The sequence below is a fragment of the Myxococcus eversor genome, assembly GCF_010894455.1.
Classification (GTDB): Bacteria; Myxococcota; Myxococcia; order Myxococcales; family Myxococcaceae; genus Myxococcus; species Myxococcus eversor.
On the sequence record NZ_JAAIXY010000009.1, the window covers coordinates 64,001 to 78,737 of the forward strand.

General features: G+C 69.3%; 15 protein-coding genes. 8 read left to right on the forward strand and 7 right to left on the reverse strand.

The genetic code is table 11. From position 1 onward, the window contains the following. Window positions 1–51 precede the first annotated feature (51 nt). The 4 genes from G4D83_RS19510 to G4D83_RS19525 all read left to right on the forward strand — a co-directional run bounded on the left by G4D83_RS19510 (window position 52) and on the right by G4D83_RS19525 (window position 3,822). Window positions 52–723 carry a hypothetical protein gene (locus tag G4D83_RS19510; protein ID WP_163866305.1) on the forward strand — a complete coding sequence of 224 codons (672 nt, stop codon included), beginning with the start codon at window positions 52–54 and terminating at the stop codon, window positions 721–723. A 91-nt stretch (window positions 724–814) separates the two neighbouring features. Further along, complete coding sequence (locus G4D83_RS19515; protein ID WP_163866306.1) at window positions 815–1,603, forward strand: crotonase/enoyl-CoA hydratase family protein; 789 nt, start codon at window positions 815–817, stop codon at window positions 1,601–1,603. A gap of 90 nt (window positions 1,604–1,693) precedes the next feature. Next, window positions 1,694–3,019: an AAA family ATPase gene (locus G4D83_RS19520; RefSeq protein ID WP_163866307.1), complete on the forward strand. Its 1,326-nt coding sequence runs from the start codon at window positions 1,694–1,696 to the stop codon at window positions 3,017–3,019. After that, window positions 3,016–3,822: an HNH endonuclease family protein gene (locus tag G4D83_RS19525; protein ID WP_163866308.1), complete on the forward strand. Its 807-nt coding sequence runs from the start codon at window positions 3,016–3,018 to the stop codon at window positions 3,820–3,822. Before G4D83_RS19520 ends, G4D83_RS19525 begins: the two co-directional genes overlap by 4 nt. A 21-nt stretch (window positions 3,823–3,843) precedes the next feature. Here the strand turns inward: G4D83_RS19525 and yhbY are convergent, their stop codons facing one another. From yhbY to G4D83_RS19540, 4 genes are all read right to left on the reverse strand, one after another. After that, entirely contained in the window at window positions 3,844–4,134 is a 291-nt protein-coding gene (gene yhbY, locus G4D83_RS19530; protein ID WP_163866309.1) for a ribosome assembly RNA-binding protein YhbY, read from the reverse strand. 62 nt (window positions 4,135–4,196) lie between these two features. Beyond that, a complete protein-coding gene (locus G4D83_RS46210) occupies window positions 4,197–4,844 on the reverse strand; it encodes a J domain-containing protein (protein ID WP_240356458.1) in 648 nt (215 codons plus the stop codon). After that, on the reverse strand, window positions 4,844–6,952 hold the full coding sequence (locus G4D83_RS19535) for a DUF4388 domain-containing protein (RefSeq protein WP_240356430.1): 2,109 nt from the start codon (window positions 6,950–6,952) through the stop codon (window positions 4,844–4,846). Before G4D83_RS19535 ends, G4D83_RS46210 begins: the two co-directional genes overlap by 1 nt. A 99-nt stretch (window positions 6,953–7,051) precedes the next feature. After that, complete coding sequence (locus tag G4D83_RS19540) at window positions 7,052–7,864, reverse strand: hypothetical protein (RefSeq protein WP_163866310.1); 813 nt, start codon at window positions 7,862–7,864, stop codon at window positions 7,052–7,054. A gap of 144 nt (window positions 7,865–8,008) precedes the next feature. Here G4D83_RS19540 and G4D83_RS19545 point away from each other — a divergent pair, with 144 nt between their 5' ends. Further along, the gene (locus G4D83_RS19545) at window positions 8,009–8,785 is read left to right on the forward strand and encodes a TSUP family transporter (protein WP_163866563.1); all 777 of its coding nucleotides are present in this window, start codon (window positions 8,009–8,011) and stop codon (window positions 8,783–8,785) included. A gap of 23 nt (window positions 8,786–8,808) precedes the next feature. Here the strand turns inward: G4D83_RS19545 and G4D83_RS19550 are convergent, their stop codons facing one another. After that, window positions 8,809–9,324, reverse strand: a complete 516-nt coding sequence (locus tag G4D83_RS19550) for a YfbM family protein (protein WP_163866311.1) — start codon at window positions 9,322–9,324, stop codon at window positions 8,809–8,811. A 110-nt stretch (window positions 9,325–9,434) separates the two neighbouring features. Further along, on the reverse strand, window positions 9,435–9,851 hold the full coding sequence (locus G4D83_RS19555) for an EamA family transporter (RefSeq protein ID WP_163866312.1): 417 nt from the start codon (window positions 9,849–9,851) through the stop codon (window positions 9,435–9,437). 102 nt (window positions 9,852–9,953) lie between these two features. Here G4D83_RS19555 and G4D83_RS19560 point away from each other — a divergent pair, with 102 nt between their 5' ends. Both G4D83_RS19560 and G4D83_RS19565 read left to right on the forward strand, forming a co-directional pair. Beyond that, on the forward strand, window positions 9,954–10,481 hold the full coding sequence (locus tag G4D83_RS19560; RefSeq protein WP_163866313.1) for a hypothetical protein: 528 nt from the start codon (window positions 9,954–9,956) through the stop codon (window positions 10,479–10,481). Between the two features lie 56 nt (window positions 10,482–10,537). After that, window positions 10,538–12,439, forward strand: a complete 1,902-nt coding sequence (locus G4D83_RS19565) for an MXAN_5453 family MXYO-CTERM-anchored protein (protein ID WP_163866314.1) — start codon at window positions 10,538–10,540, stop codon at window positions 12,437–12,439. Between the two features lie 58 nt (window positions 12,440–12,497). Here G4D83_RS19565 and G4D83_RS19570 read toward each other — a convergent pair whose 3' ends face one another. Further along, the gene (locus G4D83_RS19570; protein ID WP_163866315.1) at window positions 12,498–12,776 is read right to left on the reverse strand and encodes a hypothetical protein; all 279 of its coding nucleotides are present in this window, start codon (window positions 12,774–12,776) and stop codon (window positions 12,498–12,500) included. A gap of 325 nt (window positions 12,777–13,101) precedes the next feature. Between G4D83_RS19570 and G4D83_RS19575 the strand changes: the two genes are divergently transcribed. Then, window positions 13,102–14,676, forward strand: a complete 1,575-nt coding sequence (locus G4D83_RS19575; RefSeq protein WP_338041931.1) for an LVIVD repeat-containing protein — start codon at window positions 13,102–13,104, stop codon at window positions 14,674–14,676. Window positions 14,677–14,737 lie beyond the last annotated feature (61 nt).

Here is a 14,737-nt window from a genome sequence, read left to right on the forward strand (position 1 = left end):
AGTCGTCGCGTGGGTGGCCTGAAGTTTCGTCTTGGGGAGTGCGCCATCGTCATGAAGACCTGCTGTCTGATTGCCTCGTTCGCCGTGGGCCTCGTCGGGATGCCGGCGTCGGGTCAGCACCTCCCCGAATCGGAGCGCGCGGTAGAGGGGCCTTCCGTGCCGCCCCCGCTCATCTCCGTCCCGGACGACGTGGTCGAGGCGCCTGGCTGGCCTCCACCTTCCGTCACCCGGCCCGCCACGCGGCGGTATCGACGCGGCGCGCACATCCCGCTGGGACTTCTTCTCGGGGGTGGAGGGATGCTCGTGGGCGGGATGGGGGGATACTTCCTGGGCAGCTCGGTGACGGGCTGTGACAACGGCTCTTCTTGTGAGCGCGAGACGGGGCTCACGCTGTCGGTGGGCGTGGGCATGGCGCTGGGCGTGGCCTCGGGCGTCTACCTCACGGGCCAGTGGCTCGGCGGGGAGGGCGGCTTCGGCTACACCCTGCTGGGCGCCGCGTTGGGGGCGGTGCCCTCGGCGCTGATGCTGAGCAGCGACAGTGATGACGTCGCCGTGCTGGGGGGCTTCGCCCTGCTCGTGACGCCCTTTGTCGGGGCGCTCTTCGGCTTCGGCCTCTCCCACTCCGCCACCGTGCGCGCATCCATGTCCCAGGCCGTGGTGGTTCCGACGGTGGGCCGCACGCGGGACGGAAGTCTCGTCACCGGGCTGGCGGGACGGTTCTGAACGTCCTGCGTTGGACGGCGCGACACGGGTGATGGCATGGCCGGGGCCGCTTGACGGAGACTTGGGCTCTCTTCCTCACCGTGGAGCGCCCATGAGCCCATCGGACCCTCGAATCTCCCTGGAAGTGCGTGGTCACCTCGGCCTCATCGGCATCCACCGTCCGGAGAAGCGCAACGCGTTCGACGTCGGCATGCTGCGGGGACTGTCCTCCGCGGTGACAGAGGCGGACCGTCATCCGGACGTGCGGTGCATGGTCATCTTCGCGGTGGGCGACCACTTCTCCGCGGGCCTGGACCTGGCGAGCGTCGCGCCCGCGCTCGCCAGCGGGGAGCCGCTCTACACCGAGGGCTTCATCGACCCGTGGGGCATCCAGGGGGCGCTGCGGACCAAGCCCCTCGTCGTCGCCGTCCAGGGCCTGTGCCTCACGCTGTCCATCGAGCTCATCCTCGCGGCGGACATCGCGGTGGCCTCCGAGGACGCGCGCTTCGGACAGATTGAAATCAAGCGTGGCATCTTCCCGTTCGGCGGCGCCACCCTGCGCTTCCCGCAGCGCGCGGGCTGGGGCAATGCCATGCGCTGGCTGCTCACCGGTGACGAGTTCGACGCGCGCGAGGCGTACCGGATGGGACTGGTGCAGGAAGTGGTGGAGCGCGGCCGTCACCTGGAGCGCGCGCTGGCCCTGGCGGAGACGGTGGCGAAGCAGGCGCCCCTGGGTGTCCAGGCGACGCTCACGTCCGCGCGACAGGCGGTGCACGAAGGGCCCGAGGCGGCGGCGCGCGCACTGCTGCCTCGATTGCTGGAGCTGGTGGGAACGGAGGACGCCGCCGAGGGCGTCCAGTCCTTCCTGGAGCGCCGCGAGGCCCGCTTCACCGGCAAGTGAGGCGGCCCCCGGTGGTTTTTCGCACAGCCCTGATGGCCCCTGTCACCCTGGGCTTGGTCAGTGGATGCGACTAGGGTTGGTGTCCAAGTCATGTACCTGACGAAATTCTCCATCGATAACGTCCTGGCGATTCGGACACTGGCTTGGGAGATCTCGCCCGAGCAGGCCCCAGGGTGGCACGTCATCCTGGGGGATAACGGCTCCGGGAAGTCTTCGGTCCTCCGCGCCATCGCCCTGGCACTCGTGGGGCCCGACGAGGCCATGGCGCTGTTGGAGGACTGGGCCCAGTGGAGGCACCAAGGTGTCGACGGTTTTGTGCGGCTGCGGCTCACGCCCGACGCACGGCTCGACAAGCTGCCCGGGCAAATGAAGGCGAGCATCAAGGCTCCGTTGCGAGTCGATGTGAAGGTCGGTGACGTCCAGCGGCGGGGAGTCCGCCCTGAAGCGCTTCACCCTCGTGAGCCGCACACTCCCGGCCCTGGCTCTCGGGTCGACCCTGAAGCTCATGTCTGGAGCAGTGGCGCGGGATGGTTCTCCGCGTCGTATGGCCCTTTCCGCCGCTTCACGGGGGGCGACGCCACCTACGAGAAGCTGTTCACGACCCACTCGCGACTGGCCCGCCATCTGTCCGTCTTCGACGAGAGCGTCGCGTTGACGGAAGGCTTGAAGTGGCTTCAGCAGCTCAAGTTCAAGCAGCACGAGGATGACCCAGAAGGGGACCTGCTCGACCCGCTTACCCAGTTCATCAATCAGCCTGACTTCCTTCCACATCAGGCTCGCTTGAAGGACGTCACCTCGCGGGAAGTGCTCTTTGTCGACGGCAATGGCCATCAGATTCCCGTCGAGGCGCTGAGCGATGGCTATCGCTCCATCTTGAGCATGACCTTCGAGCTCATCCGACAGCTCGCGGCGGCCTACGGCGCCAAGAAGGTCTTCCACCCCAAGGACCCCACGCGCGTGGACGTGCCGGGTGTCGTGCTCATCGATGAAGTGGATGCCCACCTGCATCCGACGTGGCAGCGGAACGTGGGGCCCTGGTTCCGGAAGCACTTCCCGAAGATGCAGTTCATCGTCACCACGCACAGCCCCCTGGTCTGCCAGGCCGCGGACGAAGGGACCATCTGGCGTCTGCCGAGCCCGGGGTCGGACGAAGTGGCCAGGCAGGTGACGGGCGTCGAGCGCGACCGGCTCGTCTTTGGAAACGTGCTGGATGCCTATGGGACGGGCGTCTTCGGGCAGGGCGTCACCCGCTCCGAGCGGTCGAAGGCGCGTGTGCATCGTCTGGCCGAGCTGAACATGAAGGAGATTCGAAAGGGCCTGAGTGCCGCCGAGCGCAAGGAGCAGGCGGGGCTGCGGGCCAGCCAGCCGACCACGGCGATGACGGTTCACGAGTCGGAGGATTGGGGCGGGGCGTGATTCGATTGCCGGAGAAGGCGTTGCCGGAGGCCGTGGGGAGGCAGCTCGAACGTTGGCAGGCGGAGGTGGATGCCCTCGGGAGTCACGCCGAGCAGGTCGCCGCCGCGAAGAAGCGCTTCCACCAGCGCAATACGCCGCGAAACAGGACCTTCGTCGCGGTCCGTCGGCATCTCCTGAAGCTGTGCTCGGGAGCCATGCGCTGTGGGTACTGCGAGGACTCCGCGGCCGACGCGGTCGAGCACATCTGGCCCAAGGACCTCTATCCGGAATGGGTCTTCGCGTGGCGCAATTACCTCTATGCCTGCCGACCCTGCAACGGTCCCAAGAGCAACCGGTTCGCCGTGTTCCCTCCGCGTGGGCGCAAGGTGCTCGAGGTCGGCCGGACACATCGGCTCCTCGGCAAGCGCCCGCCGCCGGGAGAGTCCGTGTTCATCGACCCTCGGAGCGAGGACCCGATGGAGCTCCTGGACCTCGACCTGAGAGGCACCTTCCACTTCGTGCCACGGGCGCCCAAGGGAACGAGAGGGTACGCGCGAGCGGACTACACACTGAACGTCCTGCGACTCAACCGTGAGGTGCTGGTGGAAGCCAGGAAGGATGCGTTCGCGTCATACCGGGCGCGCCTCGTGGAGTACGTGTGGCTGAGGGTGCGGCGTGCTCCGGCGAAGGCCTTGCGGCTGCGCGTGCACGCCATCCAACGCGCTCCACATCCCACGGTGTGGCGGGAGATGCAGCGCTCGTGGCGGGACGTCGAGGAACTCCAGAAGCTGTTCCGAAAGGCGCCCGAGGCCCTCGAGTGGTGAGGCGGCCCCGGGCGCGGTCCGTCAGAGCTTCTCGAACTTGGACTTCTCCTTGCGCTTCTTGAAGAAGAGGGCGGTGCGGCCCAGGAGCTGGGCCTGCTCGGCGCCCGTTCCCTCGGCGATGCGCGCGGCGGCTTCCTGACGCGTCTCAGGGCCCTCGTTGAGCTTCACCTTGATGAGCTCGTGGTCATGCAGCGCCTGCTCGACGGCGGCGATGACGCCCTCGGTGACACCGGATTGACCGACGATGACCACCGGCTCCAAGTGGTGTCCGAGCGCGCGCAGTTGGCGGCGTTGCTTCCCGGTGAGCGGCACGTTGCAAACTCCTTCGATACGTCCGGCGGGGCCCCAGGCCCCTCCCGGATGGGGGGCGCACCCTACTTCTTCTGGGCCGCCATGCGAATCTCCCGCTGCGCGTCGATGTGGTCCGGCTGAAGCTCCACTGTCCGCTTGAAGTGCTTGAGCGAACCGGGAGCGTCCCCCGACAGCTTCGCAATCACCCCGAGGAAGTAGTGCGCCGGCGCACAGCGCTCATTGCGCTTGATGGCGTTCTGGATTTCCCGGGACGCCTCCGGCTGCGCCGCCTTCTTGTCCGTCGCCGTGAAGAAGCGCGCGTAGCCTCGCCACGCGTAGAACTCCGCCTCCTCCGCGTTGAGCTGGATGGCCTCGTTCAGCATCTTCACCGCTTCGGGGAACTTGCGCGCCTTCACGAGGATGCACGCCTTCTGGAACAGCTCCTCGGCCTGGAGGATGGCGTTGATGTCGACTTCCGCCCCGCCGCCGCCGCTCTTGAGCTCCTCCAGATAGGACGCGCGGCTCTTGTCGTCGGACAGCGTCCGGTAGGCATCGCCGATGTAGGCGAACACCTCGGCCTTGAGCTTCTCCAGTTCCGGCGGCGCGCCCTGCGGCAGCGTGTCCGGGTGGTAGAGCTTGGCGAGCCGGAAGTAGGCGACCTTGACCGCGCTGGAGTCCGCCTGCTCCGCCAATCCCAGCCGCTGGAAGTGGTTCTGCTGCTTGAGCGCCATCACGAGCTGACGCAGCGACGGAATCTCGTCGGAGCCCGGCGCATTGGCGGTGACGGTGGGCGGCGCCCCACCCGTGGCTGGACCGACTGTCGGAGGGCCGGCTGGCCGGGGCGCTGCTCCCGGGGGATTGCCAGGGCGGGCGGCTCCAGGCGCGGCGGCGGCTCCGGGAGGATTGCCGGGGCGAGCGGCTCCAGGAGCGGCGGTGGCTGCTCCGGGAGGATTGCCAGGACGTGCGGCTCCGGCGGCGGTCGCCACTCCGGGCGGATTGCCGGGACGCGCGGCTCCGGCGGCCACTCCGGGCGGATTGCCGGGGGCTGCTCCCGGGGCGGGGCGGGGTGCTCCGGCGGGAGCCGTGCCAACGCCGGGCGGATTGCCGGGGGCCGCTCCCGTGGCGGGGCCCGTTCTGGGAGAACGTGTCGAACTGCACCTTGCCGTCCTGGCCCACGTAGAGGTTGGGCAGGTCGCCCACGTGCCGCCGCGCCAGGCGCGGGCTGTGGGCTCGCGGCGGTGGCACCGGGAGTCGGGGCCGCGGGACGTGGGCCCGCGCTGGTGGGCGACACCGCGGCGAAGGACACCGCGTCCAGCTCCCGGAGGAGGAACGCGATGCGCAGCAGGTGGTCGGCGTCCTGCGGAAAGTCGGTGAGGAGCTGGTTCACCGAGCGCACGCCGTCGATGACGGTGAGGGCCCTGACTTCGTGCGGCGTGAGGCGCAGGTCGCTCGCGGCCACCATGCCCCCCGCCTTCATGATGGGGAGCTGGAGCACCGGCATCAGCCGGCGTTTGATATCCGTGGACGGCATGCGGCGCACGGTGTCGCTGAGCACGGCCCACCGGTTGCCCAGCGGCATGGACTTGTTGCCCGCCAGCTCACGGACCTCGAAGGTGAACGTGCCCGCTTCGGCGCGCAGCCCCTTGAACAGGATGCTGGAAGCCCGCTGCGCCAGGATGGCGAAGGCGCTGGCGGGTTGCAGCAGGCCCAGGCCGAAGAGCGCCGCGAGCAGGTCGCCACCGAAGCGCTCCTTCGCTGACTCGGCCTGCTGGAGCTGCTCGGGGTTGAGCAGCTTCGCGCCCATCAGCGAGGTGCCCAGCGCGTCCTCGGCATGCGTCGAGTCGACGTACTCCGGGTTGCCCTTGCGGAAGTGAATCAGGGTGACGCGGTCGGAGAGCGTGAGCGTGAGCAGCCCCGTGAGCTCCGCGGAGGCCATTCGCCCGTAGAGGTTCAGCGGCGAGGTCTGCTCCAACTGCCCCCGGGCCGGCACCGCGTAGCCCGAGGCCTCCGTCACGACGGCGGCGTGGCTCCCTGACTGCGGGGAACCGGGCGCCCTGGCGGGAGGTGCTCCCACGTTGGTGGCTCCCGCTGGCGGTGCGACTCCTCCAGGGGCTTGCGGCGCCCCGGCGGGACGCGCGACAGCGGCGGGTGCGCCGGCTTGCGGTGCGACTCCTCCGGGTGCTTGGGGCGCCCCGGCGGGACGCGCGGCGGCTCCTGCTTGCGGCGCGACGCCCGCTCCGGGTGCCGTCGCTGGCCTTCCTGGCGCCGAGGCGACTCCGGGGGCCGTGGCGACTCCGGGTGCTGGACGCGCGGCGACGTTGGGGGCTCCGGGCACGGCCCCCGGGACGCCGGGGCGCGCACCCTGCTGTGCGGCCATGGGGTTGCCAGGGACGCGAGGATCTCCAGGACGTGTCCCGGGCCCCGCCATCGGAGCAGCCCCTGGCCCGGGTCTCGCGACAGCACCGGGACCGGCCATGGGTGCGCCACCGGGATTCGCACCGGGACCGGCCGTGGGCATGCCGCCGGGATTCGCGCCGGGACCCGCCACGGGTGCTCCGCCGTCGGCTCCGGTCCATTGGCTTTGACCGATGGCGGGCGCGCTCCCGGCGCCCCGGGGCACGTCGGGCGCCCCGTCACCCCAGAGCTCCCGGGGGAAGGTGTCGCGGGCCTCCGGGAAGCGCCAGGGGAAGGCGAAGTTGATGCCGTCCTCGGAGACCTGGAGCTTCCCCTTGATGGAGCCGCTGTCGATGAGCAGCTCGATGGTCGGCAGGGTGAGGGGCCCCCACAGGGTGCCCCTGTCGTTGCGAACCCAGTACTGACGGACGTCACCCTCCGCCATGTGCGGTTCTACTCCGTTCGAGCTGCGAGAAGACGGAACCCTACCGCTCTCTCAGGACCGGTCAAAGGAGACGTCGGGGTGGCGTGCTCATACAGAGCGTCAGGGGACGGCGCCGTCCAGGGCGGCGAGCCCCAGGACGGACAGGCACGCGGCGTCCGCCTGCTGCTCGACCGGGGGGTCGAAGCAGGCCACCTCGCTGTCGAAGACCTTGCACAGCCCCGCCGGAGTGGACGCACACGCCGACTTCGAGAACGCCGTGGTGCAGCCGTAGCCGCACACCGGGCCGGCCTCGCTGTTGCGGCACTCGGGCGCGGGCAGGGTGCGCTTCCAGGCGCACAGCGCGGCCGGAGACGGGTCGAAGCAGGTGATGCGGCCACTGGCCATCTTGCACACCCCCGCGGGCGTCTTGTTGCAGCGCACCCCCTCCGGGACGTTCAGGCAGTTGTAGCCACACGTCAGCTCCACGTTGTTGCTGCGGCAGTCCGCGCGGGGCGTGTCCTTGCCGTAGACGGCGAAGACCACCGCCGGAGGGTCGAAGCACTCCACCTCGCCGCTGCGGCCCCGGCACACCCCGGCCGGGGACTTCGCGCACTTCACCCGACCCGGCTGCGTCGCGCAGTTGTAGCCACACGCCACCACCCCATCGATGGCCTTGCACTCGGGCTCCGGCAGCGACGCGCCGTACGCCTTCACCACGTAGGCCGGCGGGTCGAAGCACACCGCCTGGCCATCCACCACCTGACAGCGCCCCTGCGGCGTCTGCGCACACCGGGCCCGGTTCGAGTCCGACTTGCACCCATAGCCACAGGCCATCTGGCTGTTGATGGCGCGGCAGGAGGGCGCGTTGGGGTCCTGGGAGGGCGGTGCCGAGCCCAGCGAGAGCGCCAGCACGGTGATGAGGGAGGCGAGCATGGTGACCTCGGAGGGAGGGGAGTTTCCGCGGAGCCATTGACGCCCAAGGCGCGCGGTGACGCAAGAAGCGGGCGAGCGCGACGGCGCTCCTGGCGCGTGGTACCCAGGCGCCGTTCGAGCCGAGGGAGACGCAGGGTGGACCAACTGGTGGTGGACGTCAGTGCGCAGCACCTCGTCTTGCTGTGCGTCGCCGCGCTGGTCGCGGGCCTCGTGGACGCCATCGCCGGAGGGGGCGGGCTCATCACCCTGCCCGCGCTCCTGACGGTGGGACTGCCACCCCATATCGCGCTGGGCACCAACAAGGGCCAGTCCGTCTTCGGCTCGTTCGCCGCATTGGTGCGCTTCTCGCGCGCGGGGCTGGTGGACTGGAAGCTCGCGCGCGTGACGTTCCCCTTTGGCCTGGGAGGCGCGTTCGCCGGGGCCGCGCTGGTGTTGCTGGTGAAGCCGGAGGTGCTCAAGCCGCTGGTGCTGGTGCTGCTCATCGCGGTGGCCGCGTTCCTCGCGTTCCGTCGCCCAGCGGCTTCCGGCGAGAAGGCGGAGCCCTCACCCCGGCCGCGCGCGCTCGCCATCGGTGCGCTCATCGCGCTGGCGGTGGGCACCTATGACGGGTTCTTCGGCCCGGGGACGGGCACGTTCCTCATCGTCGGCTTCAACACGCTGCTGGGCCACGGGCTGGCGCGAGCCTCCGCCGACGCGAAGGTGGTGAATTTCGCCTCCAACCTGGCGTCCGTGGCGCTCTTCGCGCTCAAGGGCGTGGTGCTGTGGAAGGTGGCGCTGCCCATGGCCGCCGCGCAGTTCACCGGCGCGTGGCTGGGCGCTCACCTGGCGGTGAAGGGCGGCGACACGCTGGTGCGCAAGGTGGTGCTCGCCGTGGTGCTGGCGCTGGTGCTGAAGCTGGGGCGCGACGTGGTGATGGGCTGACGCGGGGCGCGCGCCCCGGGGTCTCAGCCGATGTGCACCAGCAGCGCGTCACCGCGCTTGCCCATCTGGGCCATGAATTTCTGGAGCTCGTCGAAGTAGGAGACCATCTCCTCCAACGGGTCCGCGTCGTCGGGCGGCTCCTCCCAGGTTCCGGGGTAGATGTCCTGGGCCTGCATCTCCACCGCGTCATAGCGGCGGCGCAGCGTGTTCTCGGACACCTCGCGCAGCGCGGTGGCGAGCGCCTTCACCTCCTCGGGCGAGAAGACGCGCGCGGTGCCCTCGTCGGAGGGGATGTCGCCCACGTCCACTCCGCCGCGCACCAGGAAGTCCAGCGGGGCGCTGCCCTCCCAGGGCGTGCCGGTGAGCAGGTACTGGAGGCCGTGCCACGCCTCGCCGATGTCCAGCTCCAGGAATGCTCCGCCCTTCGGGTCTCCGAAGTCCTCCTCGTCGTCGAGGAAGTCCTCCAGGCGCTTGGGGGCCTGAAGCAAGGCGTCGCGCTGCGCCACCGTGACGCTGCGCAAGGTGCAGAGCATCTCCATGCGGGGGACCTCGTGTGCCGCGGAAGCGGGGGGAATCGTGAGCGGCGACGGACCCTACCAGTCCCCGGCGACGTCGCGGAATTTCGATGCGGGCCCGCGTGCCCGAGCGTTCAGCGGAGCGTCAGCAGGGCGCCCGCCACCATCAGCGCCACGCCCGCCCCCAGCTTCCAGGTGAACGACTCGTTCAGCAGGAGGACGGCGAGGATGAGGGTCAGCGGCAGGCTGAGCTTGTCGATGGGCGCCACCCGGGAGGCGGGCCCGAGCTGGAGGGCCCGGAAGTAGGCCAGCCACGACAGGCCGGTGGCGATGCCCGACAGCGCGAGGAACAAGATCGTCTTGCGACTGAGGGAGGGCAGGGCGGCGTGTTCTCCCCGGGCCAGGGCGATGCCCCAGGCGAAGACGAGGACCACGCAGGTGCGCAGGGCCGTGGCGAGCGTGGAGGGGACACCCTCGACGCCGACCTTCGCCAGCACGGCGGTGAGCGCCGCGAAGAGAGCGGAGAGCAAGGCATAGACCCACCACGACATGGACACCTCCCGGCCGCGAACATGTCGCGGTCCTGGGGTGCTAGTCTTTCAGCGGTCGACCACCGTGTCCTTGTCAAAGGCGCTCCAGGGAGGGCCCACCCGATGTCACCAGCGGGGCGATGGGGAGTCACCCTCGCGGGAGTCGTGCTGTCGCTCTCGCTCGCGGCCTATCTGCGCACCGCGCTGCGCCCCCCGGAGTACCGGGGACCGGCGGGCCCCCCGCGCCCCAGCGTGGGGCAGGGCAGTCCTCGCATCGTGAAGAAACAGCAGCCCCAGGCGCCGACGGTTCCCCCCGAGCCGTCCGAGTCCCCGGTGTCCACGCCGGCGAAGCCGGGGCGCGTTCAGGTCCAGGCCACGCGGGGGTGGAATGGGTATCCCCTGCGAGGCGTGGCGGTGGGCATCATGGTGGAGACGAAGCCTCGCGTCGTGATTCCGGAGCAGCCGCGGACGGACGAGCATGGCATGGCCTACTTCCCCAACGTCCCTTCTGGGCGGCTGACCATCTGTGCTCGCGGGGTGGGCTATCTGGAGTCCTGTCGCACGGCAGAGCTTCAAGCAGACGGAAACTTGAGCATGGTACTGGGCCTGACGGAAGACGAGACGGCGAGAGCGCCCGTCGCGACGCCATGAACGCTGTCACTGAGTGGTAGCCTTCGCGCCCTACAGGCAGCGGAGGGTTCCGCCCAATGCGTGACGTGACGTGGATTCGACGAGCACGGACGTTGCTGCGCCAGTCCGCCGTGGTGTTGGGAATGGGAGGGCTCGCGCTGACTCCCGGTGCTCAGGCCGAACTGCCAGAGCACTACACGCTCCAACTCCAGGCTCGCACCAACCTGTTGGGCAACGAGTCCGGTGCGTACAACCTGAAGCCTGGCAATCTGCTCGCGGGAAGTCTCCAGGTGCCAGTGGTCGCGGACGGGCGGGTGGCCTTCCGGTTGTCGATTACGCCCGAGGGGCCCAATGCCATCTGGTGGGGAAGTGATGCGGCGGGCCACCACCGCTATGTGTTGCCGGATTTGGGAGAGGATGCTCGCGCGAGTGACCCGGGGCTGAACTCAGACGGGCTCGTCGCGTTCGCCGTCACGGGGGCCACCGCCACCACGAGCAATGGCATCTATCTGCTGCGCTCCGAGGCGCCGGAGGAAGTCCGCATCGTCCGCGAGCCGCTCGGGGCGTCGGACTGGTCCAGCCTGGCGCTCAACGACGCGGGGCAGCTCGGGTTCCGGGTCACCTTCAACGGCGTCGGTCGTGGTTACGTCGTACTGACGCCGCAGGGCGCGGGTTGGACGACGACGTATCTGGCGAAGGAGAAGACGCTCGACGAGGCGAGCCCCTACGAGTTTCTCTACTCCCCGGCGTTCAATGACCTGGGGCAGATGGCGGGCGTGGGGGACCTGCCGTCTGAAGGCTCGGAGTTCTACCAGGAGCTGCGCGTCTTCAGCGCGGACGGGACGTCCCGGCTCATCGCTCAATCGCGGGGCCGGGATGCGGCGTCGCCCATCTACCGGTTCGCGTCCGTGCAGCCGGCGCTCGACAACCTGGGCCGAGTGGCCTTCATCGCGACAGCGAGGGCGGGCGCGGGGCCGAACCTCACGACCGTTTTCCTATGGGATGGGGCGGAGCTGCGGGTGGTGGCGCAGAACGGGCAGGAGGGAATCAGGGAGGTGGAGTTCTTCCCTCCGGACATGAACGACGAGGGGCTCATCGTCTTCCGGGCCATCGACAGTGACAGCCGCCGCGCGGTGTGGGTGAGCGATGGGCGGATGCTTCGGCGGGTGGTGTCGGAGCACGACATCGTCGACTCGGACCTGGGGCCCGCGCGCATCGACCAGGAGACGCCGAGCGGCCCCGTATTCGCTGGAAGCGTGAGCATCAGCCCGCGAGGCGACGTGTCCGTTGTCGCGGGGCTGGCGCCGCCGGACAATGACCAGGAGGAGTGGGGCACCGCCATCTTCGTGGCGCAGGCCTCCTTCGCGCCGCCCGCGGATGGTGGCGTGGACGGAGGACCGGGCGGAGAGTCCGATGCGGGCTGCGATGGCGGCGCGTGTCCTGGTGAGGGAGACAGCGGCACACCGGGCTGTGACGGCGGTGAGTGCCCTGGTGAAGGTGACAGCGGTACTCCGAGCTGTGATGGCGGCGAGTGTCCTGGTGAAGGTGACAGCGGAACTCCGAGCTGTGACGGAGGTGCATGCCCTGGCGACAGCGGTACTCCGAGCTGCGACGGAGGCGAGTGCCCCGGCGAAGGTGACAGCGGTACTTCGAGCTGTGACGGAGGTGCATGCCCCGGCGACAGCGGTACTCCGAGCTGCGACGGAGGTGAGTGCCCTGGTGAAGGCGACAGCGGCACGCCGACCTGTGACGGAGGCGCGTGCCCCGGCTCGGAAGACAGTGGCACATCACGCTGTGACGGAGGCCGTTGCCCGGAGGGCCAGGACAGTGGCCCCGTGGACGCGGGCGGCGCGGGCCCCCCGCCTGACACGGGAGGCTGCGGCTGCCAGTCGACGTCTTCCACTGCATTCCTGCCGTGGCTGTTCCTCGGCCTCGCGTGGTTCGCCGCGCATCGTCGGAAAGGTCCGAGCAGTCGCTGACGCCGTGCCACTCCGCCCGGGTGGACGACTCGACTCACCCGGGCGGTGGTGCTTCGACTCAGCAGGGCAGCCAGGGTCCGACACCGCGGCTGCACGAGTCGTAGCAGATGGAGATGGCCGCGGAGCACTCCTCGCTGGTCACCTTGCACTGCGACGGGCACCAGGAATGGGCCTGGTAGCATTCGTCCATGCAGGACGTCTGGGCCTGGGTCGTGGACTCGACTTCGGACGTCTCCGGGCTCACGGGCTCGGCCTCGGGAGCGCCCGCACCACAGGCCATGAGGGCCATCGCGGACAGCGAGGCCAGGACGAACGAACGGACGCGACGAACAATCATGGGCAGCTCCTTGAGGGGAAGGGGACGACGCGCGCCAGCGTAGCCCGAGGCCCCCGTGGGTCGCAGGGGCGGTAGGTGTCTCTTGTCCCAGCGGAGCAGAGAGAGTCTGACTGCAATTACAAGGCCTGAAGCAGCCATTGCGGGGCCGGCTCGGGAGCAGGACAGGAGATGGGCCTCGGCCGACAAGCATTGGAGCCGATTGTCGGGCGGGACGACCCAGGAAGACGGCGGATTTCGTACTCCGACATTCCCTCGGTGAGGTGCCCCAATGATGTCGTCCGCTCGCGCCCGTGTCTGGTTGTTGGCCTGTGTCCTGGGAGGAGGCGTGCTGTCCGCTTGTGAGGACACGCCCAAGGGCGAACCCGATGCCGGCGTGGGGGGCGGTGCCTGGGATGGAGGCGCCACGCCCCTGGAGGAGTATGGCAACTGGCTGGACAAGGGCCCCTACGCGCCCTGCTCCGTGCTCGAGGTGAGCACGCCCCTGCGGTGTGAGGGCTTGGGCCCCGAGAGCTTCGACCTGTCGGCGTGTGACACGGGGGCGCTGGCGCTCGTGGAGCAGGAGGGCATCTACCAGGCCGGTCAGCGCTATGAGTCACGGCTGCAAGATGGCGGGACGCAGGTGAACTTTGGCACCGGCATCGGCTTCAAGCTGGACGGCCCGGGGAGCGGAGGCACGTTGGCGTCCAGGCCGCTCATCAGCCGGCGGACCGAGGGCGGTACCTTCTTCATCTCCTCTGGCTCGACAACGGGCACCGCGGTGTCGCGGGTGTATGCCGGCTGCCAGCGGCCCACGCCGGAGACCCTCACCGGCTGCTATGTGACGTGCAACAACGCCGGGAACGTGACTCAGCGCGGTACCTTCGAGGCCCATCGCATGGTGTGGCACGCGGGCGAGCCGGAGTCCTCTGGAGGCATGACGCTCGTCTCGGAGGGCCACGTGGCGCTGGGCAAGCCGGTGGATGTCTACGTCACGAAGAACCATGCCTATGTCGTCTCCGTGTCCGACTCGCTCACCGGGAAGGCCGGCGGACTGACCGTCTTCGACGTCACCGACAAGCGCGCCCCCGTCCTCAAGAAGTCCATCAGCCTGCCTGGGGACCACTACTGGAACGGGGTCTGGGCGCACGAGGACGCGCTGTACGTCGCCAGCGACGTCGCGGGCATCGTCGTCTATGACATCTCCCAGCCCGCGGAGCCGGTCTTCATCCGCTCCCTGTACTCGGGCGAATACGGCGTGCACACCGTGCTTGTCCACGGAGGCCGGCTGTATGCCACGGCCAACGAGGGCAGGACGGACATCTACGACCTCGCCAATCCCCTGGAGCCGGTGCCGCTGCAGAGCATCAGCCTGCCCGACCAGTTCATCTCGGGAGGACCCCATGACCAGTTCGTGTACGGGGACCGGCTCTACGTCAGCAACGCGCAGGGCGGCTACGCCATCGTGGACATCACCCGGTTGGACGACACGAAGCTCCTGGGACAGTACACCTACCGGGATGTGTATTCGCACCACAGCGCGGTGGGGACGTTCGCCGGGCGCACCATCGCGTTCGAAGGCGGCGAGTTCGCCGGCTCCCACTTGAGGGTGCTCGACGTCACCGACCCCGCGAACATCGTGAAGGTGGGTGAGCACCGCCTGCGGCCCGTGTCCTCCATCCACAACCTGATTCTGAAGGGCACGCGGCTGTATGTCGCCTGGTATCAGGAGGGCGTGCGCGTGCTGGACGTGGCCAATCCCACCCAGCCCCGGCAGGTGGCCCACTACAACGTCTTCCGGGAGAGCGACCCGGGACGCACGGATGGAGTCTTCCAGGGCGCCTTCGGTATCCGCCTGCCGGGAGACGGTTTCATCTACGTTGTTGATTCCGCACGAGGACTGCTCATCTTCGACGAACTCTGAGCCCGCACCTCCAAGACAGTCTCGCCCGCAATGGAGTCAATGACAGCTTCGGGTGTCGGAA

Bases quoted from the DNA above. Each gene is read 5' to 3' on its own strand.
- G4D83_RS19520 (WP_163866307.1), top strand. From the start codon at position 1,694: ATGTACCTGACGAAATTCTCCATCGATAACGTCCTGGCGATTCGGACA.
- G4D83_RS19555 (WP_163866312.1), bottom strand. From the start codon at position 9,851: ATGTCGTGGTGGGTCTATGCCTTGCTCTCCGCTCTCTTCGCGGCGCTC.
- G4D83_RS19565 (WP_163866314.1), top strand. From the start codon at position 10,538: ATGCGTGACGTGACGTGGATTCGACGAGCACGGACGTTGCTGCGCCAG.
- G4D83_RS19510 (WP_163866305.1), top strand. From the start codon at position 52: ATGAAGACCTGCTGTCTGATTGCCTCGTTCGCCGTGGGCCTCGTCGGG.
- G4D83_RS46210 (WP_240356458.1), bottom strand. From the start codon at position 4,844: ATGGCGCTCAAGCAGCAGAACCACTTCCAGCGGCTGGGATTGGCGGAG.
- G4D83_RS19535 (WP_240356430.1), bottom strand. From the start codon at position 6,952: ATGGCGGAGGGTGACGTCCGTCAGTACTGGGTTCGCAACGACAGGGGC.
- G4D83_RS19570 (WP_163866315.1), bottom strand. From the start codon at position 12,776: ATGATTGTTCGTCGCGTCCGTTCGTTCGTCCTGGCCTCGCTGTCCGCG.
- G4D83_RS19550 (WP_163866311.1), bottom strand. From the start codon at position 9,324: ATGGAGATGCTCTGCACCTTGCGCAGCGTCACGGTGGCGCAGCGCGAC.
- G4D83_RS19540 (WP_163866310.1), bottom strand. From the start codon at position 7,864: ATGCTCGCCTCCCTCATCACCGTGCTGGCGCTCTCGCTGGGCTCGGCA.
- G4D83_RS19515 (WP_163866306.1), top strand. From the start codon at position 815: ATGAGCCCATCGGACCCTCGAATCTCCCTGGAAGTGCGTGGTCACCTC.
- G4D83_RS19560 (WP_163866313.1), top strand. From the start codon at position 9,954: ATGTCACCAGCGGGGCGATGGGGAGTCACCCTCGCGGGAGTCGTGCTG.